At 61.4% G+C, this 25,840-nt stretch carries 25 protein-coding genes; 9 read left to right on the top strand and 16 right to left on the bottom strand.

Features of this window, described 5'->3' with window-relative positions; genetic code table 11:
• Positions 1-10: 10 nt before the first annotated feature.
• From ACQZ40_RS13750 to ACQZ40_RS13730, 5 genes are all read right to left on the bottom strand, one after another.
• Entirely contained in the window at positions 11-1,348 is a 1,338-nt protein-coding gene (locus tag ACQZ40_RS13750) for a sensor histidine kinase (RefSeq protein ID WP_125146154.1), read from the bottom strand.
• Positions 1,349-1,370: 22 nt separating this feature from the next.
• Positions 1,371-2,024 (bottom strand): response regulator transcription factor, encoded by a 654-nt coding sequence (locus ACQZ40_RS13745; RefSeq protein WP_020010073.1) that lies wholly within the window; start codon positions 2,022-2,024, stop codon positions 1,371-1,373.
• A gap of 65 nt (positions 2,025-2,089) precedes the next feature.
• A complete protein-coding gene (locus ACQZ40_RS13740) occupies positions 2,090-3,757 on the bottom strand; it encodes a phosphoethanolamine transferase (protein WP_448748162.1) in 1,668 nt (555 codons plus the stop codon).
• Between the two features lie 187 nt (positions 3,758-3,944).
• Positions 3,945-4,208, bottom strand: a complete 264-nt coding sequence (locus ACQZ40_RS13735) for a spike base protein, RCAP_Rcc01079 family (RefSeq protein ID WP_448748161.1) — start codon at positions 4,206-4,208, stop codon at positions 3,945-3,947.
• Between the two features lie 243 nt (positions 4,209-4,451).
• Entirely contained in the window at positions 4,452-5,363 is a 912-nt protein-coding gene (locus ACQZ40_RS13730; protein ID WP_065657513.1) for a LysR family transcriptional regulator, read from the bottom strand.
• Positions 5,364-5,521: 158 nt separating this feature from the next.
• Between ACQZ40_RS13730 and ACQZ40_RS13725 the strand changes: the two genes are divergently transcribed.
• The 6 genes from ACQZ40_RS13725 to ACQZ40_RS13700 all read left to right on the top strand — a co-directional run bounded on the left by ACQZ40_RS13725 (position 5,522) and on the right by ACQZ40_RS13700 (position 12,690).
• The gene (locus ACQZ40_RS13725) at positions 5,522-7,684 is read left to right on the top strand and encodes a TonB-dependent siderophore receptor (RefSeq protein WP_448748160.1); all 2,163 of its coding nucleotides are present in this window, start codon (positions 5,522-5,524) and stop codon (positions 7,682-7,684) included.
• A 28-nt stretch (positions 7,685-7,712) separates the two neighbouring features.
• A complete protein-coding gene (locus ACQZ40_RS13720; RefSeq protein WP_448748159.1) occupies positions 7,713-8,615 on the top strand; it encodes an iron-siderophore ABC transporter substrate-binding protein in 903 nt (300 codons plus the stop codon).
• Positions 8,612-10,576, top strand: a complete 1,965-nt coding sequence (gene fhuB, locus ACQZ40_RS13715; protein WP_448748158.1) for a Fe(3+)-hydroxamate ABC transporter permease FhuB — start codon at positions 8,612-8,614, stop codon at positions 10,574-10,576. Before ACQZ40_RS13720 ends, fhuB begins: the two co-directional genes overlap by 4 nt.
• Before the next feature lie 34 nt (positions 10,577-10,610).
• The gene (locus ACQZ40_RS13710; protein ID WP_174040167.1) at positions 10,611-11,420 is read left to right on the top strand and encodes an ATP-binding cassette domain-containing protein; all 810 of its coding nucleotides are present in this window, start codon (positions 10,611-10,613) and stop codon (positions 11,418-11,420) included.
• A gap of 248 nt (positions 11,421-11,668) precedes the next feature.
• The gene (locus ACQZ40_RS13705; protein ID WP_003522107.1) at positions 11,669-12,196 is read left to right on the top strand and encodes a DUF992 domain-containing protein; all 528 of its coding nucleotides are present in this window, start codon (positions 11,669-11,671) and stop codon (positions 12,194-12,196) included.
• A gap of 95 nt (positions 12,197-12,291) precedes the next feature.
• A complete protein-coding gene (locus ACQZ40_RS13700) occupies positions 12,292-12,690 on the top strand; it encodes a c-type cytochrome (RefSeq protein ID WP_065657412.1) in 399 nt (132 codons plus the stop codon).
• Between the two features lie 3 nt (positions 12,691-12,693).
• Here ACQZ40_RS13700 and recX read toward each other — a convergent pair whose 3' ends face one another.
• From recX to ACQZ40_RS13670, 6 genes are all read right to left on the bottom strand, one after another.
• Entirely contained in the window at positions 12,694-13,284 is a 591-nt protein-coding gene (gene recX, locus ACQZ40_RS13695; RefSeq protein ID WP_065657411.1) for a recombination regulator RecX, read from the bottom strand.
• Positions 13,285-13,356: 72 nt separating this feature from the next.
• Complete coding sequence (locus tag ACQZ40_RS13690; protein ID WP_220318307.1) at positions 13,357-14,277, bottom strand: SMP-30/gluconolactonase/LRE family protein; 921 nt, start codon at positions 14,275-14,277, stop codon at positions 13,357-13,359.
• A gap of 35 nt (positions 14,278-14,312) precedes the next feature.
• Positions 14,313-15,260, bottom strand: coding sequence for an ABC transporter permease (locus tag ACQZ40_RS13685; RefSeq protein WP_003522111.1), 948 nt, complete (start codon positions 15,258-15,260; stop codon positions 14,313-14,315).
• The gene (locus ACQZ40_RS13680) at positions 15,257-16,198 is read right to left on the bottom strand and encodes an ABC transporter permease (protein ID WP_448748157.1); all 942 of its coding nucleotides are present in this window, start codon (positions 16,196-16,198) and stop codon (positions 15,257-15,259) included. The genes ACQZ40_RS13685 and ACQZ40_RS13680 overlap by 4 nt, the downstream gene beginning before the upstream one ends.
• Positions 16,195-17,658, bottom strand: coding sequence for an ATP-binding cassette domain-containing protein (locus ACQZ40_RS13675; protein ID WP_080857659.1), 1,464 nt, complete (start codon positions 17,656-17,658; stop codon positions 16,195-16,197). The genes ACQZ40_RS13680 and ACQZ40_RS13675 overlap by 4 nt, the downstream gene beginning before the upstream one ends.
• A 98-nt stretch (positions 17,659-17,756) precedes the next feature.
• The gene (locus tag ACQZ40_RS13670) at positions 17,757-18,773 is read right to left on the bottom strand and encodes an ABC transporter substrate-binding protein (protein WP_003522114.1); all 1,017 of its coding nucleotides are present in this window, start codon (positions 18,771-18,773) and stop codon (positions 17,757-17,759) included.
• Between the two features lie 303 nt (positions 18,774-19,076).
• On the opposite strand from ACQZ40_RS13670, the gene ACQZ40_RS13665 reads away from it, so the two are divergent.
• Both ACQZ40_RS13665 and ACQZ40_RS13660 read left to right on the top strand, forming a co-directional pair.
• Positions 19,077-20,312 carry a GAF domain-containing sensor histidine kinase gene (locus ACQZ40_RS13665; RefSeq protein WP_448748156.1) on the top strand — a complete coding sequence of 412 codons (1,236 nt, stop codon included), beginning with the start codon at positions 19,077-19,079 and terminating at the stop codon, positions 20,310-20,312.
• Between the two features lies 1 nt (position 20,313).
• Positions 20,314-21,036 carry a response regulator transcription factor gene (locus ACQZ40_RS13660; protein ID WP_003522116.1) on the top strand — a complete coding sequence of 241 codons (723 nt, stop codon included), beginning with the start codon at positions 20,314-20,316 and terminating at the stop codon, positions 21,034-21,036.
• Positions 21,037-21,039: 3 nt separating this feature from the next.
• On the opposite strand, the gene ACQZ40_RS13655 is transcribed toward ACQZ40_RS13660, so the two are convergent.
• Both ACQZ40_RS13655 and ACQZ40_RS13650 read right to left on the bottom strand, forming a co-directional pair.
• Entirely contained in the window at positions 21,040-22,056 is a 1,017-nt protein-coding gene (locus ACQZ40_RS13655) for a DNA topoisomerase IB (protein ID WP_448748155.1), read from the bottom strand.
• Between the two features lie 104 nt (positions 22,057-22,160).
• The gene (locus ACQZ40_RS13650; protein WP_448748154.1) at positions 22,161-23,387 is read right to left on the bottom strand and encodes a PQQ-dependent sugar dehydrogenase; all 1,227 of its coding nucleotides are present in this window, start codon (positions 23,385-23,387) and stop codon (positions 22,161-22,163) included.
• 184 nt (positions 23,388-23,571) lie between these two features.
• Between ACQZ40_RS13650 and ACQZ40_RS13645 the strand changes: the two genes are divergently transcribed.
• On the top strand, positions 23,572-23,757 hold the full coding sequence (locus ACQZ40_RS13645) for a hypothetical protein (protein WP_003508485.1): 186 nt from the start codon (positions 23,572-23,574) through the stop codon (positions 23,755-23,757).
• Here the strand turns inward: ACQZ40_RS13645 and ACQZ40_RS13640 are convergent, their stop codons facing one another.
• The 3 genes from ACQZ40_RS13640 to ACQZ40_RS13630 form a co-directional block, all read right to left on the bottom strand.
• A complete protein-coding gene (locus ACQZ40_RS13640; RefSeq protein ID WP_448748153.1) occupies positions 23,758-24,384 on the bottom strand; it encodes a class I SAM-dependent methyltransferase in 627 nt (208 codons plus the stop codon).
• Positions 24,385-24,392: 8 nt separating this feature from the next.
• A complete protein-coding gene (locus ACQZ40_RS13635) occupies positions 24,393-25,061 on the bottom strand; it encodes a pseudouridine synthase (RefSeq protein ID WP_448748152.1) in 669 nt (222 codons plus the stop codon).
• Between the two features lie 139 nt (positions 25,062-25,200).
• A complete protein-coding gene (locus ACQZ40_RS13630; protein ID WP_448748151.1) occupies positions 25,201-25,788 on the bottom strand; it encodes an IMPACT family protein in 588 nt (195 codons plus the stop codon).
• Positions 25,789-25,840 lie beyond the last annotated feature (52 nt).

Raw genomic sequence — 25,840 nt, 5'->3', positions numbered from 1 at the left:
TTTTTAGCATTCAGGCGGCTTCGGCGGGAATGGCGATGCGGGCCTCAAAACCGTCCTGCCGGCCCGGCGCCGGCGAGGAAAGCACCAGCTCTCCGCCGGCTTGCTCCACCAGGCTCTTGACGATGGCAAGGCCAAGCCCGGTTCCGTCCGCCGTGGTCTGGCCCCTGGTAAAACGCGTCGTCAGCTTGGGCAGGAGAGCCGCGTCGATCGCCGCCCCGGAATTGACGATGCGGATCGTGCCGTCCGCTTCGGCGACGACCTGCACCGGGCTTTCCGCCGGGCTGTGGATCAGCGCATTTTCGAGGAGGTTACGGATGATGATGCCAAAGGCATCCGCGCCGATCCTGCAGGACAGGCCGCCTTCACAGCGATTGGTGAAGCGGATGCGGGATGAACCGATGGCCGTTCTCATCATGTCATCGATAACCAGTTCGAGAACGGGGATGAGATCGTTTGCCGTGTCGGTGACCCCGATCCTCGCTTCCGCGCGCGACATCTGAAGCAGTTTTTCGGCCAGGTGGGCGAGATGCTGCAGGGATTTTTCGATGTTTTCCACGCGCGGCGCAAGTTCCGGCGGTATGTCGGCGTGCAGCCGCTGCGCCTGCGCCAGCGCGCCGGCAATCGGCGTGCGCAATTCATGGGCGCTGTTGGCGGTGAATTCCCGTTCCGCCTCGATTGCCGATCGCAATCGTCCGAGCAGCAGATTGACCGAACGGGCAATGGGATGGAGCTCGCCCGGAAAGGGTTGTGTTGGCAGCGGCGCGAGATTGCCGCCGTCCTTTTTGCCAATGTCGTCGCGCAGGGTCTGTATCGGTCGCAGCGTTCTGCGCACCACGACAATGACGGCGAAAATGCTGGCGGGAATGAGGATGAGAACGGGAAGCAGCAGCGCGGTGCCCGCCTCTTCGATTGCTTCGCGGCGATTGGCGAAGGCATCGGCAACCTGCAGGAAATAGTTTCCGTCCGGTGTCGCAACCGTAAAGATGCGCTGGGTCGCGGTTTCGGAAAAGCCGGGTTCGAGCGAGACCTCGAAAGGCTCCGTCGAACTGTCATGCGAATGCAGCACCACCTGTCCTTCCCGGTCGCGGACCTGATAGGTCAGATATTCCGCCCGTTCCGACGTCCGGTTGAGCTTTTGCGCGGCAGGCGCGGTGTTGTTTTCCCTCAGATCGTCCACCAATAGCGGCAGCAGTCTTTCGGCGGTTTCCTCAACGCCGGCGTCGAAAATTTCGGCGAACTCATCCTGCATCACCATGACGCCCAGCCCGCAGGCGAGAAGCCAGGATATGGCGACAACGCTGGTCAGCGCCGTCACGAGCTTGCGGGTCATGCTGGTCGGTCTGGCCATTTCTGCCTGCTTGTAATTCTGACTATCGAATGGTGTAGCCGACGCCGCGCACGGTTTCGACGCGGTCATGGCCGATTTTCTTGCGAAGTCGGCTGATATAGACCTCGACCGTGTTGCTTTCTATTTCCGCGCCGAATTCATAAAGCGTGTCGTGCAATTGCGCTTTCGAGACGACCGCGCCGGGATGTTCGACGAGTTTTTCCAGCACGGCCCATTCCCGGGCGCTCAGCGTCTGCGCCGTTCCATCGACCGTGATGTTGCGCGCCACCTGGTTGATCTCTATGCCGGGCAGGCGGATGACGGGAGCGGAACGCCCTTCGTAACGGCGCGAAACCGCCAGCATGCGGGCCGAAAGCTCGTTGAGATCGAAAGGTTTGACCAGATAATCGTCCGCACCGGCGTTCAGCCCGGCGATCCGGTCGGAGACCTGGTCATGGGCCGTCAGAATGATCACCGGCGTCGCGTCATCGCGCTGGCGCAGGCTTTGCAGAAGGGTGATGCCCTCGCCATCCGGCAGGCGCATGTCGAGCAGGATGAGGCCGTAACCCATCGTCAGCGTCGCCGCCATGGCGTCGCCGAGCGTCTTGAACCAGTCGACAGCATGACCCGCCGCCGCGACATGGTCCCGCAGCGCCTCGCCCAGCACATGATCGTCTTCAACAAGCAGAACCCGCAAGACAGCTCCCTCTATCGCTTCGTCCTGCGTATCTCTTTCTCCGGATAAGCGTCAAGCACGGTGTTTCAGCTGTTCTGCCGCTGGGTGCAGCCGCCGAATACATCGAGCGAGGGATCGTAGACCGAAGTGGAGACATTCATCATGCCAAGGATGCTGTGGAAATAATTGTCGTGCGAGCGCCCGCCCTCCGCTGCGGTTTTTGCGAGGCAGGCTTTGTTGAGCCCCATGGATTTCGCAAAGTCATCGTCGAACCAGACGAGAAACGGCACATGGGTCTGCTGGTCGGGCGCCAGAAGATAGGGCGCGCCATGCAGGTAGACGCCGTTTTCGCCAAGCGACTCGCCGTGGTCAGACGCATAGATCATGCCCGTCGCCAGCCTGTCGGAACGGGCCTTCAGCTTGTCGATCACGGTCGAGAGGAAATGGTCGGTATAAAGAAGCGTGTTGTCGTAGGAGTTGACGATCTCCGCGTCGGAGCAGTTGCCAAGCTCGGCCGTGCGACAATCCGGGGTAAATTTGCGGAATTCGTCGGTGTAGCGCAGATAATAGGTCGGCCCGTGGCTGCCCATCTGGTGCAGCACGATGACGCTGTCTCTGGTGACGTTGTTGAGCCAGGAGTCGAGCTTGTCGAAGAAGATATCGTCGCGGCATTCCCCGCCGGTGCAGAAGCGGCTGTCATTGGTGGAGGGTAGGTCGAAATAGGGGATGCGGTCGGCCACGTTCTTGCTGCCGGTATTATTGTCCAGCCATGTCGCGCTGACCCCGGCATGGACGAGAACATCCATGACGTTTTCATTGGCGAGCGCCTTTTTGTGGCTATATTCCGAACGCGGGAACTTCGAGAACATGCAGGGAATGGAAATCGCCGTCGCGGTGCCGCAGCTGGTCGTGTTCGGAAAATAGACCACACCGCGTTTTGTAAGCTCGGGATTGGTATCGCGCCCATAGCCATTCAGGGAAAAGTTCGCGGCCCGCGCCGTCTCGCCCGCTACGATGACGGTGATGCGGGGTTTGCGGACGCCGCCCAATGAAGGCAGGACCTTCGCATCCCCGCCGACCGGGCTGACCTGAATATCGACTTCCTTGCCCGCCAGCGTGAAGTAATGAATGGCCGACATGATCGGCGACAGGGGATTGACGCTTTTGACGATATCCTTGTGCTGGCGCACGGCGGTGGTGAAGGTCTTGGAATTGGCGAAGCTGATGATGCCGGCGATGGAAAGACAGATCAGGATGCTGATCGTGTTCCACAAAAGCTTGTCGAGGATCGGCCGGTGTCTGATGCGGACGGCGGCGATGAGGAGGGACGGCACCAGTCCGTAAATCGCCATGTGCCAGAGAAAGCCGGGCGTGATCAGATTGCCGGCTTCCGCCTGCGTCGTCTCCATGGCGTTGCGGATCATGTCGCTGTCGATGACGATGCCGTAGCGATCCATGAACCAAGAAGCGGCCGCCGCCGCGAAGACGAGGAAGATCAAAAACGGCTTGATGAGATATTTGGCGGAAAAAATGATGATCATGGCGCCGAGCAGGGCGGCCATGGCGGCATAAAGCGCGACGATGGCGACCGGATAGGCGGAAAGATAGGTGTGAACCTTCGACCAGAATGTCCGGTTCGTGAAAAACAGCAGATAGGCCGCCGTCAGCAGGCTGAGCGGCACGCTGCCGATTTCCAGACGATATGTTACTGTTCCCGTCGCTTTCGCGGTAAAAAGAGCCACTGTCAGATCCACCAGATTTCCAATAGGCCGGCGGCAACGGAGACGGAGCGAAAACGCCGTCGTCCAGGCTGCCGCATGGGCCGATCAACGGCGGATGCGTCATTTTGCTGACATCAACCTGAAAGCTTGTCATGGAAGTGTCACACTCCGTCGTGGCCGTTCGGTGGTGCTGTTTGAGATTGTCGAGACGATAGAGGCCTTAATTGAGGCCCACGATGCCTGTGGCGGTGGTGCGCGTTGCAAATATGCGCGTGGCCCTGACCGGCAGCAGGCTGCCTGCGGGCAGGTTCTGGAAGGTCGCCGTCGCCCCGGAAAGCAGGGTCAGGCAGAGATGGCCGCCATTGCCCACATAGATGGCGCGGGTGGGGGAAGAAAGCGGGCTCGTATCGTCCGGAACCACATCGAAAGCGTGGGATGCCGGCGATTCGAGGCCGGCGGCGTGGTGTTCGTAAGTCTCAGCCATTGCTGTCTCCCGTAAATTAAAATCTGCCGCGATTATGGGATGCGCTGCGGCTGCGGGGAAAAGCGGGGACAGGAAATATCCGGACAGGATTTCGGCCTCGTGTTCGGCCTGCCCGCAAGAGCGTCATTCCTTTCGCAATCCCATGCGGTTACGCCGCTCCCGCCTGTTGCCGCCGATGCGGCGCAAACGGGTGATGGCGGATTTTTCGTCCACGGGATCGGCAGGCGGGCGGGTGCTGCCGCTTCAATTGCGCATATGGAGAATGAAGGCCCTGACGGCGGGAGAGGCTTCCGTTTTCCGGTGGGCTATAGCGAGGTCCGAGGTCGTGGAACTGGCCGCAAGCGGCACATAGCGCACACCGGGCAACCTCAGGCAATTAAGCGAGCGCGGCACCAGCGCGACGCCGAGGCCGATGGCCACCATGCTGGTAATCGTGGTGTAGTCCCTGCCTTCCGGGTTGATCGCCGGCTGGAACCCGGCTTCATTGCAGGCTTCAATCGTATTGTAGTGAAAGCCGACATCCGGCGGCTGTCGCGGGGTAATGAAGGTCTCGCCGGCAAGGTTTTTCAGATCGACCTGCAGCGCAAAGGCCAGGGGATGGTTTTCAGGAAGTGCGGCCATCAGCGGTTCGCGCAGCACCACATGGGTTGTCACACCTTCCGGAACAGGCGCGGGCGGGCGGATGAAGGCGAAGTCCAGATTGCCGTCGGCAATCTTGGCCAGTTGCAGCCGCATCTCCATCTCGATCAATTGCAGTTCCACATCGGGATGGGAGGCGCGGAAACTGGCGATGGATCGGATCATCAGGCCGGAATAGGCGGCCGAGGCGACATAACCGATGGAAATGCGCCCGGTTTCGCCGCGGTCGACACGTTTGAGCGCCGCAAGCGTCGCCTCGGCATTGGCGAGGATCTTCCGGGCGTCCTCGTAGAGAAGCTGTCCGGGCGTGGTCAACTTCACCGAGCGGCGCGTTCGGTCGAGAAGCGGCATGCCGACAATCTGTTCGAGCGCCATGATCTGCTGGCTCAAGCCCGGCTGGGCGATACCGAGGCGGGCGGCGGCGCGCTCGAAATTGCGCTCATCCACCAGCGTGGTGAAATAGCGCAGGTGACGCAATTCGAATGTTTCTGCCCGGCTTGCCGGTTTCCTGCCCATCGTCACGGCCTTTCCCGGCAGATTTGAATAATTCCAAGCTATTATCGCTGCGAGTTTTCATAATCAATAGTTCTGAAAAAAACCGGCTGCGCTTATTGGATCGCAATCCGTCCCTTGCGTAATAAGATGACTTAAATTCTCCAGAAAAATACCGCCTTATGGTGGCGCAGGTGACGAAGGGTCTTGGGGTGCAGGGAAAAACCAAACACATTTCCATTCTGGCTGGCGGTTGCGCCGTCATCGCTTATGTGGCGTTTTTGGCCTCGGCTTCCGCCCTTGCGCAGGAGGCCGGTACGACGGTGCTGCAGACCATCACCGTGGAGGGCGCCAAAAATCAGGATCCCAAGGCGCCGGTGAAAGGCTATGTGGCGAAAACCAGCGCCAGCGCCACCAAGACGGGGCGATCCCTGATCGAGACGCCGCAATCCGTATCCGTCATCACCAAGGACCAGATGGATGCTCAGAACGTCCGCAATCTCAGCGAGGCGCTGAACTATGTTCCGGGTGTCGTCGCGCAGCCGTTTGGGGCGGATCCGCGTTTCGATGCGCCGCGCATTCGCGGGTTCCAGGGAAACCAGTTGCAGTTCCTGAACGGTCTGCGGCTGATGCGTACCGCCGGTGCGCCTTCCTATGAGGTTTACGGTCTGGAGCGCGTGGAAGTCATTCGCGGGCCTGCTTCCGTTCTTTTCGGTCAGGGCAATCCCGGCGGCCTTATCAATCTCATCAGCAAGCGGCCGACCTTCGAACGGTTCGGCGAAGTCGGTGTGCAGATCGGCAGCTTCGACTATTACCAGTCGATGTTCGATATTGGCGGCCCGGTGGCGGATAGCGACAGTTTCGCCTATCGCCTGACAGGCCTTGCGCGCAACGCCCATGCCCAGACGGACAACTTGCAGAACGACCGTTATTTCATCGCACCGGCGCTGACCTGGCAGCCGGACGAGGATACGAAGCTGACGGTTCTTGCCTCCTATCAGCACGACAATCCGAGTTCGCCCTCCGGCCTGCCGCCGGCGCTGACCTATCTCAGACCCGGCAATATGCTGGATCGCAGCTTTTATGTCGGCGATCCGTCCTTCGATACGTCGAGCCGCAAATTCACCAATATCGGTTATGAATTCGAGCACCGTTTCGACGAGACCTTCACCTTCCGGCAGAATGCGCGTTATTCCAATTTCGACTGGTCCTACCGCGCGCTCGGCATGTCCTCGACCAGCGGCGGCATGATCGGCAATCTCATCCGCCGCAATGCGACGTTCCAGGACGAGTTGCTGAACACCTTCAACATCGACAACAGCCTGCAGGCGGAGTTCTCCACGGGGCCAATCGACCACACCCTGCTTGTCGGGCTGGACTACCGTTATTTCGACAATAACGTCAAAACCGAATTCTGGGCCGCGACGCCGCTCAATCCCGTCAATCCGGTCTATGGCGGACCGATCAGCCTCACCTCGCGCACGCTTTATGCCGATGTGAAGACGGATATTTCCCAGATCGGCCTTTATGCGCAGGACGAGATGGCTTTTGAGAACTGGCGCGTTACCGCCGGCCTGCGGCAGGACTGGGCAAGCACCAGCGGCACGACCTTCAACGGCACCACCTACCGTTCGCTCGATAAGGACGATCACAAGCTGACCGGCCGCGTCGGCGTCAGCTATCTGTTCGATGGCGGCATCGCGCCTTATGTCAGTTACGCGACCTCCTTCGAACCGGTGCCGCAGCCGGCTGTCGGCGATGCGCCGAAACCGACCACCGGCGAACAATGGGAGGCGGGCGTCAAATACCAGCCCGAGGGTTTCGACGGTTTCTTCTCCGCCGCGATCTACGATCTGACACAGAAAAACGTTACGACGACGGTGGGCGGCGTGACGCAGCAGATGGACGAGGCGCATGTGAAAGGCCTCGAGCTTGAAGGCGTCGCAAGCCTTGCCGACGGGCTCGACCTGCGCGCGGCCTATACCTACATGGACAGCGAGGTCTCCGGCCGCGTGAATAACGGCAAGGAGCTGGACAGCACGCCGCGGCACGCCGCAAGCCTCTGGCTGGATTACACTTTCCCGGAAGATACCGTCCTTGAGGGTTTCGGCATCGGCGGCGGTGTGCGTTATGTCGGAAAACGCTATGGTGATGCCGCCAATACCTTCGAGATGAAGGGCCTCGCCCTGCTCGATCTCGGCGTGCATTACGAGAAGAACGGCTACCGCGCCTCGCTTCTGGTGCAAAACTTGACTGATAAAGAATATATTTCTAGTTGCTCGACTTTCGGATGCTATTACGGTGACGGAAGAACGGTTATGGGCAAGCTGACCTATCGTTGGTGACGCCATATCAAAGTGAAGCAGCAGGGGCATGACGCGCAAGGATCGATGGATGTCCCCCCTTTGGGGGCGGCGGGAATTTTTAGGCCTGCTCGCTGCTTCGGCTCTTGCTGGCAAGGCGCGCGCGGCGGTCACGCCACGCCTTGCCGCCATCGACTGGGCCATGCTGGAAACCGCCGTTGCGCTCGGCGTCATGCCGGTGGCGGCGACCGAGCTCGTCCAGTTTCGGGCGGACGCGGTCGAGCCGGAAATCCCCGCAACCGTCGCCGATCTCGGCCTGCGCGGCGCGCCGAATTTCGAGCTTCTGCAACTGACCCGGCCCGATCTCATTCTGATTTCGCCCTTCTACACCCGCTATACCGGCAGGCTGGAAGCGATTGCCCCGGTCTTCTCGCTGCCCTTTTATGTGAAGGGCGAGCCGCCTTTCGCAAAGGCGCTGGCGGCGGTCTCCGCCCTTGGCGAAAAGCTTGACAAGGCCGATGAGGCGCGCAGGGTTCTGGGCGAAACGGAAGCGACGCTGCAAGCCATGCGGACCCGCCTTGCCGGTTTTGCGGCGCGGCCGACTTATGTGATCAATATCGGCGACGCCCGGCATTTTCGCGCTTTCGGTGCGGATAGCATGTTCGGGGATGTTCTTGGCCGGCTGGGACTCGCCAATGCCTGGGTGGATCGTTCGCAATTCACCTTCGCGGCCCCGGTGCCGCTTGAAAACCTCGCCGCTTCGCCCGATGCGCGCATCGTCATCGTCTCCGATATTCCGGTCGAGGCGCGGGAAACCCTGCGCAGCAGCGCCATATGGCGCGCGCTGCCCGCCGTGCGGGAAAACCGGTTATTGACGCTCGGCAATGTCGGTCCCTATGGCGGCATCACCGCCGGCATGCGCTTTGCGCGGCTTCTGACCGAAGCGCTCTCGGCGCAGGGAGAAGCCCTGTGACGGCGCGGCCTCTTCAGCTTTTCTTCGGGCTGCTGTTCGTTCTGGCCTGCGGGCTTTCCCTGCATGCCGGGCTGTTACGGCTGCCTTTCGGTGCATGGCCCGGCCTGCCGTTCGATGCTGCCACCATGTCGATGGATCAGGTGATTTTCGCCTTCAGCCTGATGCCGCGCGTGGCGGTCGCCATTCTGGCGGGGGCGATGCTCGGCCTGTCGGGCGCGTTGTTCCAGCAATTGCTGCGCAATCCGATTGCCGATCCTTCGACGCTCGGCATCTCGGCCGGCGCGCAACTGGCCATCGTCATCGCCACCCTGTTCTTTCCGTCGGTGCTGGATGGCAACCGCGCTTTGGTGGCGCTTGCCGGCGCGGCTGGTGCGGCCGGCATCGTGTTTCTTCTCGGCTGGCGACGCTCCTTCGAGCCGGTGACCATGGTGGTGTCGGGGCTGCTGGTCGGCATCACCGCCGCGTCCGTTTCCGCCGCGCTGACGCTGGCACAGGGAGAATATCTGATGTCGCTGGTCGTCTGGAACGGCGGCTCGCTCAGCCAGCAGGACTGGTCGAACGCCTTGTCCCTCGCGTTTCAGCTTGTTGCCGGGCTCATGCTGACCGGCCTGCTGATTAAGCCGCTGACGGTCCTCGGCCTCGGCGATGCCGGTGCAAGATCGCTTGGCGTCTCGCTGTTTTCGATCAGGCTGGCGGTCGCCGCCGTCGCGGTCATGCTGGCCGCCTTCGTTGCTTCGGCGGTCGGCCTCGTCAGCTTCATCGGCCTTGCAGCACCTGCGCTCACCCGGGCGCTCGGTGTGCGGCGTTCGTCTTCGGTGCTCCTGGTTTCCCCGCTTCTGGGCGGTCTACTGCTGTGGTTCTGCGACGGTCTCGTGCAGCTTCTGGCAAGCACGACCGCCGAAGTTTTTCCGACCGGCGCGGTAACGGCCCTGATCGGCGGCCCGCTGCTTCTGTGGCTGCTGCCGAAAATCCGGCCGACCGATGTGCAGCGCGGTGAAGGCGTCGAGCTGGCGACAAGACGTCGGCTTAGGGCCCTGCTGCCGGTGCTGGCCGTCATGGCGGGGCTGGTTTTTGCAGCGCTTGCCATCGGCAAGGGGCCCGATGGCTGGACGGTGCTGAAGGCTGACGATCTGCAAAGCCTGCTGCCGTTCCGCTGGCCGCGGCTGGTGGCGGCCGTTGCAGCAGGCGGACTTCTGGCTATGGCGGGCGCGCTTCTCCAGCGGCTTACCGGCAATCCCATGGCAAGCCCGGAGGTGATCGGCGTCAGCGGCGGTGCCGGCCTCGGTTTTGCCGCCGCCATCACGATTTTTCCGGCCGCCGGTCTTTTCGAACTGTTTTGCGGCGCAGGCATCGGCTCTGCGGCCGTCATGATCCTCGTCCTGCTGTTTTCCATGCGCCGGCACCTCGCGCCGGAAAAAATCCTGCTCGCGGGCATCGCCATAAGTTCGCTTTGCTCGGCCGTTCTCTCGGCGCTGCTTGCCATTGGCGACCAGCGGGCATGGCAGATCCTCGCCTGGCTCAGCGGCTCGGGTTCGACGGCGACGCCGGCTTCGGCGATTTTTCTCGCCATTCTTTCCGTCGTGCTGCTGGCGGGGGCGTTATCGGTCACGCGCTGGCTGACGATCCTGCCGCTCGGACGCGATGTGCCGCTCTCCCTCGGTCTGCCGCTCGATGCGGCGCGCGTCGCCGTCATCGCGGTGGCGGGCATTGCCACCGGGGCTGCCTCGCTGCTCGTCGGTCCCTTGAGTTTCGTCGGATTGATGGCGCCGCATATTGCACTTCGCGCCGGTTTCACCACGCCGCGCGACCATCTCCTCGCCTCCTTCCTGTTCGGCGCGGTGCTGATGGCGCTTTCCGATCTTGGCGCACGGACAGTCACCTTTCCCTATGAACTGCCGCTCGGGCTTTTTGCGGCGCTTGCCGGCGCGCCCTATCTGATCTGGCTTTCAGGCAGGCGATGATGAATTTCTTGAACGACGTACGGAGATGAGAACCATGGGTCAGGCAGCACTTGCCGTCGATTATGACGATATTCCGCTTTTTTCTCTCGACGGCGTGACCATGGAAGTGCCGGGCAGGACATTGCTGCAGCCGCTGACGGCCAGTTTTGCGACCGGCAAGACCATCGGCCTGATCGGTCATAACGGTTCGGGAAAATCCACGTTGCTCAAGATTCTCGCGCGGATTCAGGAGCCGACGGCGGGCGGGGTCTCATTCGAGGGTAAGGCGCTTGGCGCATGGGGCAATCGTGAATTTGCGCGAAAGCTCGCCTATCTGCCGCAATATACGCCGGCCGCCTCCGGCATGCTGGCCAAGGAACTGGTGGCGCTCGGCCGTTATCCCTGGCACGGCGCGCTTGGGCAGTTCACCAAAGCGGATCAGGAGAAGGTGGACGAAGCCATCGAACTCACCGACACCGTCGCCTTTCGCGACCGGCTGGTGGATACGCTTTCAGGCGGTGAGCGCCAGCGCGTGTGGCTTGCCATGCTGGTGGCCCAGAACGCCGAGAGCCTGCTTCTCGACGAACCCATCTCCGCGCTCGACATGGCGCACCAGATCGAAGTGCTTTCGCTGGTGCAGAGACTGTCGCGCGAAAAGGGTCTCGGCGTCATCGTCGTGCTGCACGACGTCAACATGGCGGCGCGCTTCTGCGATGAGATCGTCGCGCTTCATTCCGGCCAGCTTATCGCGCGGGGAACGCCGCAGGAGATCATGACGCCGGAGACGCTGCAGCGCATCTATGGTGTCCGCATGGATGTCATGACCCATGCCGCCACCGGCTTTCCCGTCGCCCTGCCGCTTTGAGGTTGTTGCAGCAAAACAACGGCCGGCAACGCTGGCTGTTGATGGCGATTCCCCACGTATTTCCCGCCCTAACAATGTCTTAATGGCGTCCTACCGCCATCAGACATTGTTAACCGTTCCGCTTTCATCGCCTCCAATTAAGTTGTTTTGGATCGATTTCAGGGAACAAACGTTAACAGTGCGGAATTCAATATCCGGAGAGGGCAAGAAGGGCTGCTGCGGGTAGGAATAAAACAGGAGAAAATCAGATGAAAAAGGCTGTTGCCGTAACTTTTGCCGCATTGACGATGGGCCTCGGCGGAACCGCATCCGCCCTCGCTGCCGACCTCGCGAGATATGAGCCGGCTCCGCAGGAGCAGGACGATCGCAACGGCGTCAAGATCGGTTACCTCACCTGCGATATCGGCGGCGGCGTCGGTTACGTTCTCGGCTCGGCCAAGGAACTGGATTGCACCTTCCAGTCCACCATGGGCGCCCGTCGCACCGACCATTACACCGGCGCCATCCGCAAGATGGGTGTCGACCTCGGCTTCACCACGCAGGGCCGTCTGGTCTGGGCCGTTTTCGCCCCGACCGCCGGTTACCACCGCGGTTCGCTCGGCGGCCTTTATCAGGGCGCAACGGCTGAAGTCACCGTCGGTCTCGGCGTCGGCACCAACGTTCTCGTTGGCGGCACGTCCGGCTCCATCCAGCTGCAGACGGTCAGCGTGACGGGTCAGGTTGGTCTCAACCTCGCCGCCACCGGCACCTCCGTGACGCTCACGGCCATGAACTGATCGGCAAAGTGCCCGGCCCCGGCCGGGCATTCTGTCGCATGTCAAAATACGCCCTCTTCGTTGTCAGACGGAGAGGGCGTTGTATTATCCGGGCCATGATTTCCACATTCAGAAGTGTCGCGGCAGTAACCGTCTGTTCTTTCCTTTCGGCGACAGCCGCTTTTGCCGAGGGCGATGCGGCCCATGGGGAGAAAGTCTTCAGCCGCTGTTCCACCTGTCACAGCGTCGACACGCCACGCACCCGCATGGGGCCGCATCTGATGGGTGTCGTCGGCAGGCCGATGGCTTCCGTCACCGATTACGGCCACTATTCGCAGGCGCTGAAGGATGCCGGTGCGGCTGGCCGGGTGTGGTCGGAAGAGGAACTGCAAAAATTCATCGCCAGCCCGAAAAAGGCGATCCCGGGAAATGCCATGCGCTTTTTCGGGCTGTGGAGCGAAACCGATATAGCGGATCTGATCGCCTATCTGAAAACGCATCCCATGCCGCAATAGCGGTCAGAGCGGCGCTTCAGCGATAATCTCTTCCGCCTCTTCGAAGGTCATCGCCATGACTTTCGAGCCGATCTCAAAGCCGAAGCCGTTACGGGCGAAAGCGGAGAATTCCTTGGTCTTGCGCTTCTCGTCCAGTTCGACACGGCGAAACGGCCCGAAGGCGCGCTTGCGCGCGAAGATGACGGCTGCGACGAGATCGTTTGTTTCCTGAAGCGCGACGGCTGCCGTTTCCCGGGCGATGCCCTTGACCTGAAGTTTCTGCGCGAGCCCGCGTTTCGACTTGCCGCTGCGCTGGCCGCTCCGCACGGTAATTTCCGCGAAGGCCGTGTCGTCGAGCGCCTTGATGCCATAAGCGAAGGTTACGGCAAATTCGCCAAGCGCCCTGACCTGCGCCGGGCTGATATCATCGAATTTTTCCCGCGCCTTGCGCATGATGGCGTCGCGCAGCTGCTTTTCCGTCATCATGCGCTGTTCCAGCCGGTAGAGCGCAGAATTGCGCGCCCAGGACAGCATCCGGCTGGTGGGTTCAATGGCCGGCGTGTCGCCGTCCATCGCCATGTCGTCGGCCAGGAAGGGGCTGGAATCGTCGTTCATTCCGCTTTTATAGCGCGGTGAACCCGTCTTGCCAGTTCCTTCCCGGCCCGTTTCCTCCGGTTTTTCAGTAGATCAAGGCGTTTGCGCGCCGGTTGCGGCGACATAGACCGAATAGAGCGATTTCGTCGCGGTGATGAACAGGCGGTTCTTTTTAGGGCCGCCGAAGGTGAGGTTCGCGACTGTCTGCGGCACCTTGATCTTGCCGAGGAGCGTACCTTCGGGGGAAAAGCAGTGGACGCCATCGCCGGCGCTGCTCCACAGGTTGCCGGCCGTGTCCAGACGGAAGCCGTCCGGCAGGCCATTGTCGAGATTGCAGAATTCCCGGCCGTTGGTGAGCTTTACGCCATCTACCACGTCGAAGACGCGGATATGGCGCGGGCGGGTGACGTCGTGGCTATAGGAACTGTCGGCAACGTAAAGCTTCGTCTCATCCGGCGAAAAAGCAAGGCCGTTCGGCTGCACGAAGTCGTCGATGGCGATGTCGATTTTTCCGGTTGCGGGATCGAGCCGGTAGACATTGCGCGTCTTCTGTTCGGGTTCCGCCTTGTAGCCCTCGTAATCGGACAGAATGCCGTAGGTTGGATCGGTGAACCAGACGCTGCCATCGGATTTCACCACCACGTCATTGGGTGAGTTCAGCCGCTTGCCGCCGTAGCTGTCGGCAAGAACGGTGATCGAGCCGTCGACTTCGGTGCGGGTGACGCGGCGGCCGCCATGTTCGCAGGAAACGAGCCGCCCCTGCCGGTCGCGCGTATTGCCGTTGGTGAAGTTGGAGGGCTGGCGGAATACCGAGATCCCGCCATCCGGCACCCAGCGCAACATGCGCTCATTGGGAATATCGCTGAACAGCAGGCAGTTCAGATCGGCAAACCACACCGGGCCTTCGGCCCAGCGGCAACCGGAATAAAGCTCTTCCAGCTCGGCATTGCCGACGATCAGATGGCGAAAGCGGTCGTCGTGGATTTCGTAAGGGGAGGTCTTGTCTGTGGTCATGAGCGTGGTCCGCTTGGGGGCTTGTCGTTATGGGTTCAGCGCGTGGCCTTGGGGCCGCTTGCCAGAAGAATGACGGAGATGATGATGAGGCCGGTGAGGATGAGGCGGATGCCGGCGCCGAAACCATAGGTATTCAGCATCGACACCACCAGGAACATGAAGAGCGAAGCGCCCCAGATGCCGGGCACATTGGAATCCCCTCCCGCCACCGCCGTGCCGCCGATGACGACGACGGCGATGGACATCAGCAGATATTCCGAGCCCATGTTGAGCGCAGCACCGCCGGAGAAGCTGGCGAGCAGGTAACCGGCAATCGCCGCCAGCACCGCGCAGAGCACATAGGTGACGAAACGTGCGCCGTCCACGGGAATGCCGGTCATGCGGGCGGCGAAGGTGCTCTGGCCGATGGCGGAAATCCAGCGTCCGTAAAACGAGCGGTCGAGCAGCAGCCAGGCGATGACCGAGAGCAGCAGGGCCACGAGGGCGACGTTCGGAATGCCGAAGAAACTTGACGTGGCGAATGTGGCCAATGTTTCCGGCGGCTTGATGCGCAGGCCGCGGTTCGACCAGATGGCGATGGATTGCACGATGAAGCTCATGGAGAGCGTCGCGATGATCGGTGGGATGCGCAGGAGCTTGATCAGCGCATAATTTCCGATGCCGATGGCGATGCCGATCAGGATGGCGATCAGCAGTCCGGGCAGGATGAGACCGTCGGACACATCCATGAATTTGAGCGCCAGCGTGCCTGACAGCGTCATCGTGGCGGGTACGCAGAGGTCGATATTGCCCGGTCCGAGCGTGATGACGAACATCTGGCCGATGCCGACGATGACCGAAAAGGCCGCAAAGGTGAGTGCGGCGTGCGACAGGCCGAAGGAGCTTGCACCGCCGGTGAAGAGCACGGTGACGATCCAGACGACCGCCGTTGCGGCAAAAGACCAGATCCATGGTTTTCTGGTGAGGGAAGAGAGCCCGTTCATTGGTTTTTCTCCCGCTTTTCAAGACGGTTGAGCAGAATCCGCAGCGCCAGCACGATGATGAGGATCGCCCCCTGCGCGCCGATCTGCCAGTCCGGCGAAATGCGCATGAAGGAGAGGAACGAACCGGCGAGCGTCAGCGTCAGCGCGCCGATGACCGCGCCGATGGGCGATACCCGGCCGCCGACGAATTCGCCGCCGCCGAGAATGACACCGGCAATCGAGAGCAGCGTGTAACGCAGCGCGATATTGGCGTCGGCCGATGTCGTCAGCCCGACAAGGGCGATACCGGACAGCACCGCAAAGAAACCGGCCAGCGCAAAGGTGGCGGCGCGAATGCCGACGACCGACCAGCCGGAGCGCTCGACCGAGCGGAAATTGCCGCCGACGCCGCGCATCAGCACGCCGAAAGAAGAGCGCATGACGATGTAATGGGCGACGACCGCGATCAGGATGCTGGCGACGATGGCGATCGGCGCGAAAGGCGGTTTTGCCGTCATCAGCGTGCGAATGAAGGCGGGGGCCTGGCCGCCTGGCGAGGGAAGAATGAGAACGGCGAGGCCGCCCCAGACGAAGCTCATGCCGAGCGTGACCACGATGGAGGGCAGGGCGCGGATATGGATGATGGCGCCCAGCAATGCATAGACCGCAATCGCACCGGCAAAAATCGCAATTCCGAGGAGTGGCGTGGTTTGCAGGAAAGTGGCGGTCACACAGGCGCAGAAACTGACGAAGGTACCCATCGACAGATCGAGATCGTTGACCGACATGATCAGCATCTGCGCAATGGTGGCGAGCGCAATCGGCACCGCCAGATTGAACAGCAGGTTCATGCCGGTATAGCTCATGGCGCGCGGCTGCATGTAGAAGACGGCGGCGAGCAGGAAGGCGAGCGAGGCGGCGGGAATGATGAGGCGGAGCGCGTTTGCCGAGAGTTTCATGCGTGGTCTTCTCCGGCAAAGGAGGCCGCCAGCACATTCTGCTCGGTAATATCGTCGCCGACGAGTTCCGCCTGGATGGCGCCGTCGCGGAACACATAGACCCGGTCGCAGAGGCGGATTTCGTCCATTTCGGTGGAGTACCAGATGAAGGTGCGGCCGTGGGAGGCTTCGGTTCTCAAGATGTCATAGACCTCCTGTTTGGTGCCGATATCGACGCCGCGCATCGGGTCGTCCATCAAAACCGTGCTGGCGGTGGTGGCAAGCGCGCGGGCAAAAAGCACCTTCTGCTGGTTGCCGCCGGAAAGCGAAAGGATCTTGTTGCCCATGTCGGGCGTGCGGATTTCGATGCGCTTTTTCCATTGCGCCCCAAGCTCGGTTTCCTTGGCTCTGTCCACCATGCCTGCGGCTGAAATATCCCTGAGCGAGGCGATGGACAGGTTTTTGAGGATGCTCCACAGCGGAAAAGTGCCGTTCAGGCTGCGATCCCCCGCCACGAAGGCGATATCGGTCTTGCGCGCGGGCAGCCAGCTATTGTTGCGGGCAAGATAAAGATCGAGCAGCGCTTCGGTCTGGCCATGACCGCCGAGGCCGGCAAGGCCGACGATCTCACCGCGAAAGGCCTCGAAGGCAAGGCCTTCGCCGCGCCGTGCCGGCATGGAAAGCACCTTCTCGCCTGCCTTGCGGCTTTCACCCCGCCGCCTGTCCTGTTCCTTGACGACACTGCCCATGGCCTCAACCAACGAGCGGGTGGTGAAGTCGGTGGCCTTCCGGTCGGCCACCACCCGGCCATCCTTCATCACCACGATACGGGTGGCCGTCGAAAGAATTTCGCCGAGAATATGCGAGATCAGCAGAACCGACCCGCCCTCACGCACGAAACGGCGGACATAATCCATCAGCTGCTCGGCGAGACCGGCATCCAGCGAAGAGGTGGGTTCATCGAGGATCACCAGTCTCGGCGCGTTCGGTATGCGGCAAAAATTGATGGCGATTTCCACCATCTGCCGTTCGGCGATGGAAAGTTCGGCGATGGTCAGCTCGCAATCGATGCCGTGGCCGGGAAAAATCTCGTCCAGTGTCTGGCGGATCGTCGTCAGCGCACGGCCGCGCCAGTTTCGCCCACCCGTGGCGGCATGCATGATGCGGACATTTTCGCTGATCGTCAGGTTCGGGCAAAGCGACAGTTCCTGAAACACGCAGCGAACGCCGCTCGCGCGCGCGGCGGCAATGCCGTGGCGGTTTTCGTTGCCGCCATAAGAAACGGAACCCTCATGCGGCGTCAGCCCGCCATTGATGACGTTGACGATGGTGGACTTTCCCGCGCCGTTATGGCCGACGAGCCCGAGGCATTCCCCCGTGCGGATGACGAGATCGGCCCCATCCAGCGCTCTTACCGCGCCGAACACGACCTTCACGCCGCGCGCAGCGACGACTTCTTCCGCCTCGATGATGTCATTCATGAGCAACTACGCCAGTGATGTGAAAATCAGACAATGTGTGACTATTGCGGCGCCCTTTACGGGAGCGCCGCAATAGTCAGGCTCTGGGTCGATCCGGCCTATTTGGCCGATGCGATGGCCTTCTGGGCGTCTTCCTGCGAATATTCAACATTCGCCACGCCGCCCTTCTGGGTCGTCTTCAGATTTTCCTCGAGATTGGCCTGGTCGATGCGCAGGAAGGGCACGGTCAGGTCCTTCTTCACATCCTTGCCATCAAGGATCTGCTGCGCCACCCAGAAAGCGAGCGTCGAGACGCCTGGGGCGATGGAGACGGACATGGTCTCGTAACCGCTTGCGTCCTTCTGCTGTTTCCACCATTGCAGTTCGTCTTCACGGTTGCCCATGACGATGGTCGGCGTCGGGCGCTTGGCGGCGGCAAAAGCCTGTGCCGCGCCATAACCGTCGCCGCCCTGCGTCACGACTGCCGCGACTTCGGGAAGGCTCGGCAGAATGCCGGCGACGGCGCGCTGCGCCACATCCTGCGCCCAGTCGCCGTTGACGGAACCGACGATCTTGAACTGCGGGTTCTTGGCGACGCCGGCGGCGATGCCGGCGTGGATTTCATCGTCCACCGAAACGCCGGCAAGGCCGCGAATTTCAAGCAGGTTGCCGCCCTTCGGCATGGCCTTGGCGAGATAGTCGATCTGGCTTTCGCCCATTGCCTTGAAATCGACGGCGATGCGCCATGCGCAGGGCTCCGTGACGATGCCGTCGAAGGATACGACGGTGATGCCGGCATCGCAGGCTTCCTTCACCGCGCCGTTAAGCGCGGTCGGCGAAGCGGCATTGATGACGATGGCGTCGTAACCCTGAAGAATGAGGTTCTGGATCTGCGCGGCCTGTTCGGTCGCCTGGTTTTCGGCGGTGGTGAAGGCGTCGGCGGCGGCGACCTGCTTGTCGGCAACCGCCTGCTTGGTGATCTTGTCCCAGCTCGTCAGCATCGCCTGACGCCAGGAATTACCGGCATAATTGTTTGAAAGCGCGATTTTTTTGGCCGACGTATCGGCATGAGCGGTGATCGGCAGAGCTGCGCATGCGACAGCGGCCGATGCCAGAAGCATCTTCCTGAAAGCCATTTGATTTCCTCCCTCGTGGCTTGCCCTTTTCGAGCCCGGAATCCTCGCACGCCGCAAATCTCCTCGGCGGCAGGTGGAATTCCTTTGCACTGGAGCTCCTTTCCCCAGTAGAAGCGAGAATGACCAAGAAGATTTGGCTTGTATAGGCGGATCGCGGCAATCTTCCTGCGGGTTTCCGCAGAAAGCTTGCGGGAACCCGCAGGACGAAACGCCACTGCCGGGCGCAGAATGGATGATGCGGCGCCCTTGGGGTTGAATCTTGCCGCGATGGTCGAAGGCAGGCGCTTGGGAGGGCGTCCGCACATGCTGGATACGCCGAAAAGCGCTCTTTTTCATCATTATATGGGCATTTCGCGGCTGCTCGCCGGGCAGCTCGAATTTAATGCCATCATCCAGGCGGTCGCCACCGAGATCAGCCATATCATCCCGCATGACCATATGGATGTCTGCATCAAGCAGCTGGATGACAAATATCACATCGCCTATGAGAGTGGTCTCGTCAGCGCCTGGAGCCGGCAGCCGCCCGCCCTTCTGACCGGCAGCCCGATCCGTTCGCTGCTGTCAGGAGAGGTGGAATATCTCTTGAGCGGCGACGCCTGTTCCGATCCGCGCTTTCATTTCGAAGGGTCGTTTTCAAGCCCGATCATCGAGCTTAATCTGCATAGCCGGCTGCATGTGCCGATGAAGGTGCATGGCGACATCATCGGCGCGCTGAGTTGCTCCTCCCACCAGTCGGACGCCTACACGATGGAGGATGTGGCGAATGCCCGCGCCGTCGCGGATTTGCTGGCGCCTTATTTCTACGCCATCCGTGCCGCCGAGCAGGCCAAACGCTCCGCCATCGAGGAAGCGCGCGCCAATGCCCGCGAGGAGGGACTGCGGCTGGGCGCGCTGCAATTGACCGAGGCGCTGGAGGCCGAGCGGCAACGTATCGGCATGGATCTGCACGACCAGACGCTGGCGGATCTGACGCGGCTGGCGCGGCGCATCGAGCGCATGAGCCATACCCCCGACCTGTCAGGCGAGATGCTGGAGCCGGTGGTGCGCAGCCTGCAGCATTGCATGCAGGATTTGCGCGAGATCATCGAGGAGGCGAAACCCTCGATCCTGCAATTGTTCGGCGTCGTTGAGGCCATCGAGACCTATGTGGACCGTTCCGTGCGCGACAGCGGGTCCGCAATCGACTGGTCGGTGACGGATGAGACCGATGGGCTGGTGGAAAGGCTGGACAAGACGGTGGCCATCTCGCTGTTCCGCATCGTGCAGGAGGCGGTGAACAATGCCATTCGCCATGCACAGCCCGAAGCGATGGCCGTGAAATTGACCGCAATCGACGGCGGCTTGCGGGTGACGGTCAGCGACGATGGCAGCGGTGGTGGCGAAGGCGGGGCCTCCGGCGGCCTCGGCATCGGCAATATGAAGACGCGGGCGCGGCTGATTTCGGCGAAATTCGATATTGGCGGCAATGGCACGGGAGCGGGAACCCGCATCACCGTCACCTTGCCGGCAGGCGCTTTCGACGGGCGGGAGGAGTTGTGACATGGACGTGCTGATCGTGGAGGACGATGCGCTGCACCGCGCCTATCTGAACGAGGCGGTGCGTGCCGCGCTGCCGGAATGCGACAAGGTGCTGGAGGCGGCAAACGGCAGAACCGGCGAAAAGCTCGCACGGGAAAATCGCGCCGCCCATATCGTCATGGATTTGCAGATGAACGAGCGCAACGGCATCGAGGCGGCACGCACCATCTGGAAGGAAAGGCCGGATACCCGCATCCTGTTCTGGTCCAACTATTCCGACGAGGCCTATGTGCGCGGTGTTTCCCGCATCGTGCCGGAAGGGGCCGCCTATGGCTACGTGCTGAAATCCGCCTCCGATGACCGCCTGCGGCTGGCGCTGCGCAGCATCTTCATCGAGGCGCAATGTGTGATCGACCGGGAAGTGCGCGGCCTGCAGGAAAAGAGCCTCGGCAAGGCGCATGGCTTTACCGATTCCGAATATGAAATCCTTGTCGATGTCGCGCTCGGCCTCACCGACAAGGCGATTGCGCGCCGCCGCAACCTGTCGCTGCGCAGCGTGCAGAACCGGCTGCAAAGCCTCTATGAGAAACTGAATGTGCATCAGGCAGCCGGCGATGACGAGGCGGAAGGCCGGTATAATCTCAGAACCCGCGCCGTTACCGTCGCTTTCCTGCGCAAGCTGCTGAATTACAGCGCGCTGGAAAGGGCCGAGCGGGAACTGGCGGAATGGGCCGGTAGCCGCTGATCCTCAGGGCAGGAAGGCAAGCAGCCGTCTTTCATCCGCCCTGAGGCCGGAGACGGGCTTTGCCCCGACCTTCAGGATACGGCCAAGCTTTTTCTGCGCTTTCTCTTCCGTGGCTATATCGAGGACAGCCGGGTGCACATAGCTCTTGCGGCAGATGGCGGGTGTGTTGGAAAGCTCCGCCGCCGCTGCCTCGCACATGCCTTTTATGCTCGGTTTTTCACCCGCCGCCACATGTTCCATCGCGTTGCAGAAGGCGGCGAGCGTTCCGCCCCAGGTGCGGAAGGTCTTGGCTGAAATACCCTGACCGCCGATACGGGAGAGATAAGCGTTGAGATCGCTGGAATCGACCGAATGCACGCGGTTCTCACTATCCTGCCAGACGAAGAGTTCCTTGCCGGGCAGATCGGCGATTTCCTCAAGGATTTTCTGAAGGCGAGGGTGGCGCAATTGCCGTTTCACCTTCTGTCCGCCCTTGGCGGCAAACCGCAGCTCGATGGTTTCACCGAAAGAGACGTGTCGCTTGAGCAATGTCGTTGCGCCATAGGTGCCGTTGGTTTCGAGATAGGAGCGGTTGCCGACGCGCAGATAGGCGGCATCGAGCAGCAGCGTGAGTGCTGCGAGCGTCATTTCCTGCCCATGATCCTGTTTTTCGATATCGGCGATGGCGCGGCGGCGAATGGCGGGCAGCGCCTTGCCGAAGCTTTTGAGCTGGAAGAATTTCGTCTCACCCCGGAGCGCATGCCAGTCGGGATGATACCGATACTGTTTTCGCCCGCGGGCATCGAAACCCGTAGCCTGCAGATGCCCTGATGGATCGATGCATATCCAGACGTCTTTATAGGCGGGCGGCACGCCGAGCGCCTTGATGCGCTTCAGTTCGACGCTGTCGGAGAGAAGTTCGCCGCCCGGAAGGCGGTAACAGAAACCGCGTCCGCGTTTTTCGCGGGAAATACCCGGCTCCTGATCGTTAACATAGGCAAGTCCGATTTTGGCAAGAAGGCGGGTGGGCGGTTGTGGCATGGTTTTTTCCGGCAGGTTTCACGCTGCGGCAAACGAAAAACAGGCCACCTTCGTTCCGGCGGCCTGTCGTTCCAGTCATGAGTTTTCTCAGCCGGCCTTTTTAATCAGCCGGCCTTGGCGATCCGCAGAATTTGCGATTCACCGCCGCCGCGCTCTTCGGTCACGGCATAGATCGCGCCATCCGGACCGACCTTCACGTCGCGAATGCGCGCTTCCAGCGGCAGCCGGCTTTCGGTGGCAACCCTGTCGCCATCGATATGCAGGATGACGAGACCCTGGCTCACCAGACCGCCCACGATGAAGGCGCCCTTCCATTCGGGAACCTGGTCGCCGTCATAATAGGCCATGCCGGAGGGGCCGATCACCGGGTCCCAATAATAGACCGGCTGTTCCATGCCTTCCTTTGCGGTAACGCCTTCGCCAACCGACCTTCCGCTATATTCGACGCCATAGGTGATGACCGGCCAACCGTAGTTCAGGCCGGCTTTCGGCAGGTTCAGCTCATCGCCGCCCTTTGGCCCGTGCTCCACCGTCCAGAGCCTGCCCTCACCATCCAGTGCCGCAGCCTGCAGGTTGCGGTGGCCATAGCTCCAGATTTCGGGGAGGGCGTTCTGCTGGCTGGCGAAGGGATTGCCTTCAAAGGCCTTGCCCTGCGTATCGATGCGGAAGACCTTGCCAAGCCCGCTCGACAGGTCCTGCGCCTGCACGCGCGGCTTTGAATCCGAACGTTCTCCGACGGTGACGTAAAGCTCGTTGTTCGGCCCGAAAACGAGGCGGGAGCCGAAATGTTTGTCGCCGTCATAGGTCGGCATCTGGCGGAAAATCACCGAGACATTGTCCAGCTTTGCCGCGCCGCCCTCCTCGGTCAGTTTCGCCGAGGCTACCGAAGTACCGTTACCGCCATCGCGCGGTTCGGAAAAGGAGAAGAAGATGGTGCGCGATGTTTCGAAATCGGGAGCCAGCGCGATGTCGAGAAGGCCGCCCTGTCCGTCGGATGCCACCTCAGGCACGCCCGCGATCGCCGGGCCGGCCTTTCCATCGGCGACGATATGCATCGCGCCTTCCTTGGCCGCGACGATCATGCGGCCATCGGGCAGAAACTCCATCGACCACAGATGCGGCAGGCCGTCCGCGATCACGGTTTTTTCGACGCTTGGCTGGGTGGCGGCCTGCGGCGCGCGGGTCTGACCCTCAAAGGCCGGTTTCTGATCCGGCGCATTCGGCCGTTTCGTTTCGGCGGCCGGGGCCTGGGCCTGCGCAACACCGGCGAGCGGCACGGCGAGCAGCGCACACAGGATCGTCGAACTCAGAAATCGGTTGGTATGGAACATGGGTCTCCCTTCCATCGTTTACATCAGGCGGAAAACCATTTGGGGAGGATTTCGTTTCCTGCGATAGTTTCAAGAAAACTTGATCACTCCGTGTGCAGGCGGCACGCTCTTTTCTCATCCATGCGAATTCATAAGGAACCGCAAGGCGCAAGCGACGTTTGGGCTCTGTTATACGGAGGGCGCTATGCAGATCATCGACAACAAGACCATTGACGGGAACAGAACCAAGCCGATTCTCAACGTTGCGGAATTCTGCCGGCGTTACCGGCTGGACAAGGCCGAGGAAACCCGGCTCAGAAAGCTGTTTGGCGAGTTCGCCTCGCGGCACGAGCTTTTGATGAATGCGCAGCGCAAGCCGAGCTTCCGCTGATCATTCCTCCGGGTCGAGAGATTTCCCGAAAATCATGAAGACATCATAACGGGTGTTCTTGCCCATTATCTGATGCGAAGGCCTGCGAATGCCCGGCATCGGCTCGGCGCGGAGCGGCCATTTCAAAACCACCCGTTTCGTCGCATTCTCCAGTGCAGCCTCCATCAACTCCACCTGATCCGGGTCGGAGCCAACCAGTTCCCTGAGCACCCGCATCTCCTTTTTCACCAACGCCGTGTTGTGGCGCGGTGGGTGCATGGGGTCTACAATCACCACCTCCGGTGAAAGCTCTTGCAGCAACTGGCGTGAATCTCCATGAAGCAGCGTCATGCGCGCCGCCGCCTCGGCATAGGCGCCGCCCGCCTCCAGCGCACGGCGAATGCCATCGGCGAGGTGCGCATGCATGTCCGGCGAGCGTTCGATGAGGGTCACTTCCGCGCCGAGTGAGGCAAGCAGAAAGGCATCCCGCCCGAGCCCGGCCGTGGCATCGACGATTTTTGGCGTGCGGCCTTTGGTGAAACCCGCGGCTTTCGGCAAGGCCTGCCCGCGCCCTTCGCCGGAACGGAAACGGTGCCCGACCGCGCCGCCGACAAAATCCACCACGAAGCTTTCGTTTTGTTCCTTCATCTTGGACCTCAGAAGGGGCAGGGTACGGTATAGGTGACGTCACGGCCATCGGGATGGCGGAACCCGACCTCCTGTGCATGCAGCATCAGCCGCGGCGCGGCGGCGAGCGCTTCGCCTTCGGCGTAAAATTCATCGCCGAGGATCGGATGGCCGAGCGCCTTCATATGCACCCGCAATTGGTGGGTGCGGCCGGTAAGCGGGGTTAGCGCCAGTCGCGTTGCCGGAAGCGGCAATCGTTCCAGCACCCGCCAGAGGCTCTGCGCCGGCTTGCCGTTCTCGCGGTCGACGCGGTGGCGGGGCTTGTTTTCGGGATCGATGGCGAGCGGCAGGTCCACTTCCCCCGCTTCTCCCACAACCTCTCCCCAGACAATGGCGACATAGGATTTGCGCGTCTGGCGGTTTTCAAACTGCGACGCAATCGCCGCATGCGCCTTGCGGTTCAGGGACATCAGCACGATGCCGGAGGTGTCCTTGTCCAGCCGGTTGATCATCAGCGCTTTCGGGAACTGTTTCTGCACCCGCGTCATCAGGCTGTCCGAAAGCGCCGGATCGCGCCCCGGCACCGATAAAAGCCCGCTCGGCTTGTCGAGCACCAGCAGATCGTCGTCGCGGTGCACGATGGTGAGCCAGGGGTCGAGTGGCGGATGATAGACAGGGTTGGAAAGCTCTGTAGACATGTCGCTTCCTTAGCACGAATTGCGCGTTCGGACAGGCGCTAGGGCATTTCCAGGAAAAGTGGACCCCGGTTTCCGTCCGGAAATGCGCCAAAACAAAGAGTTAGAGTGTTTTCGCGACTCGAAGAAAAGCGAAAAAACTCTAGTCGGGAATATGCAAATTGACGCGACCGCTGGTCAGGTCGCTTAAAAGCCGGCTGAGCCGTTCGGCTTCCTCCGCTGGGACCGAAAGCAGCATATCCGCGCCGGTGCCGGTGAAATCCTCCCTTTCCACCCGCAGGTTCTGTGTGGCGGAAAGGCGCGATTTCACCAGCGCCAGATCGGAGAAGGGGCAACTGAGCGTCGCGCTGACATAGGCGATGACCGGCGAGGTTTCGCCAAGCCGCAGGCAGGCGGCCGCCGTGCCGCCATAGGCGCGCATCAGGCCGCCGCTGCCGAGGAGAATGCCGCCGAACCAGCGGATGACGATAACGGCGACATTGTCCAGCGCCTGACCGTCTATGGCCTGAAGGATCGGTTTCCCGGCCGTGCCCGAAGGCTCGCCGTCATCGCTGAAACGATAGGTCTGGCCGCTTCGCCAGGCCCAGCAATTGTGGTTGGCGTCGGGATCGGAATGCGCCGCAAGAAAGTTTTTCGCATCCTCCTCGCCCGTCACCGGCGCGGCAAAGGCGATGAAGCGGCTTTTCTTGATATCCTGCGAAAAGGTGACGGGGCAGTCGAGCGTGAACATGGGCGTTTCAATATCGCATATATTCGCATGCGGAAATCGGTATAAGGCTCGC

This window comes from Agrobacterium sp. 16-172Ci (assembly GCF_053522725.1).
The sequence above is the reverse complement of the archived record's forward strand: the minus strand, read 5'-3'. Positions and strand labels throughout refer to the sequence as shown.

Excerpts from the sequence above, each read along its gene's own strand:
- ACQZ40_RS13750 (WP_125146154.1), bottom strand. The coding sequence starts at position 1,348 with ATGGCCAGACCGACCAGCATGACCCGCAAGCTCGTGACGGCGCTGACC.
- ACQZ40_RS13735 (WP_448748161.1), bottom strand. The coding sequence starts at position 4,208 with ATGGCTGAGACTTACGAACACCACGCCGCCGGCCTCGAATCGCCGGCA.
- ACQZ40_RS13730 (WP_065657513.1), bottom strand. The coding sequence starts at position 5,363 with ATGGGCAGGAAACCGGCAAGCCGGGCAGAAACATTCGAATTGCGTCAC.
- ACQZ40_RS13725 (WP_448748160.1), top strand. The coding sequence starts at position 5,522 with ATGGTGGCGCAGGTGACGAAGGGTCTTGGGGTGCAGGGAAAAACCAAA.
- ACQZ40_RS13720 (WP_448748159.1), top strand. The coding sequence starts at position 7,713 with ATGACGCGCAAGGATCGATGGATGTCCCCCCTTTGGGGGCGGCGGGAA.
- ACQZ40_RS13710 (WP_174040167.1), top strand. The coding sequence starts at position 10,611 with ATGGGTCAGGCAGCACTTGCCGTCGATTATGACGATATTCCGCTTTTT.
- ACQZ40_RS13705 (WP_003522107.1), top strand. The coding sequence starts at position 11,669 with ATGAAAAAGGCTGTTGCCGTAACTTTTGCCGCATTGACGATGGGCCTC.
- ACQZ40_RS13700 (WP_065657412.1), top strand. The coding sequence starts at position 12,292 with ATGATTTCCACATTCAGAAGTGTCGCGGCAGTAACCGTCTGTTCTTTC.
- recX (WP_065657411.1), bottom strand. The coding sequence starts at position 13,284 with ATGAACGACGATTCCAGCCCCTTCCTGGCCGACGACATGGCGATGGAC.
- ACQZ40_RS13690 (WP_220318307.1), bottom strand. The coding sequence starts at position 14,277 with ATGACCACAGACAAGACCTCCCCTTACGAAATCCACGACGACCGCTTT.
- ACQZ40_RS13685 (WP_003522111.1), bottom strand. The coding sequence starts at position 15,260 with ATGAACGGGCTCTCTTCCCTCACCAGAAAACCATGGATCTGGTCTTTT.
- ACQZ40_RS13680 (WP_448748157.1), bottom strand. The coding sequence starts at position 16,198 with ATGAAACTCTCGGCAAACGCGCTCCGCCTCATCATTCCCGCCGCCTCG.
- ACQZ40_RS13675 (WP_080857659.1), bottom strand. The coding sequence starts at position 17,658 with ATGAATGACATCATCGAGGCGGAAGAAGTCGTCGCTGCGCGCGGCGTG.
- ACQZ40_RS13670 (WP_003522114.1), bottom strand. The coding sequence starts at position 18,773 with ATGGCTTTCAGGAAGATGCTTCTGGCATCGGCCGCTGTCGCATGCGCA.
- ACQZ40_RS13665 (WP_448748156.1), top strand. The coding sequence starts at position 19,077 with ATGCTGGATACGCCGAAAAGCGCTCTTTTTCATCATTATATGGGCATT.
- ACQZ40_RS13660 (WP_003522116.1), top strand. The coding sequence starts at position 20,314 with ATGGACGTGCTGATCGTGGAGGACGATGCGCTGCACCGCGCCTATCTG.
- ACQZ40_RS13655 (WP_448748155.1), bottom strand. The coding sequence starts at position 22,056 with ATGCCACAACCGCCCACCCGCCTTCTTGCCAAAATCGGACTTGCCTAT.
- ACQZ40_RS13650 (WP_448748154.1), bottom strand. The coding sequence starts at position 23,387 with ATGTTCCATACCAACCGATTTCTGAGTTCGACGATCCTGTGTGCGCTG.
- ACQZ40_RS13645 (WP_003508485.1), top strand. The coding sequence starts at position 23,572 with ATGCAGATCATCGACAACAAGACCATTGACGGGAACAGAACCAAGCCG.
- ACQZ40_RS13640 (WP_448748153.1), bottom strand. The coding sequence starts at position 24,384 with ATGAAGGAACAAAACGAAAGCTTCGTGGTGGATTTTGTCGGCGGCGCG.
- ACQZ40_RS13635 (WP_448748152.1), bottom strand. The coding sequence starts at position 25,061 with ATGTCTACAGAGCTTTCCAACCCTGTCTATCATCCGCCACTCGACCCC.
- ACQZ40_RS13630 (WP_448748151.1), bottom strand. The coding sequence starts at position 25,788 with ATGTTCACGCTCGACTGCCCCGTCACCTTTTCGCAGGATATCAAGAAA.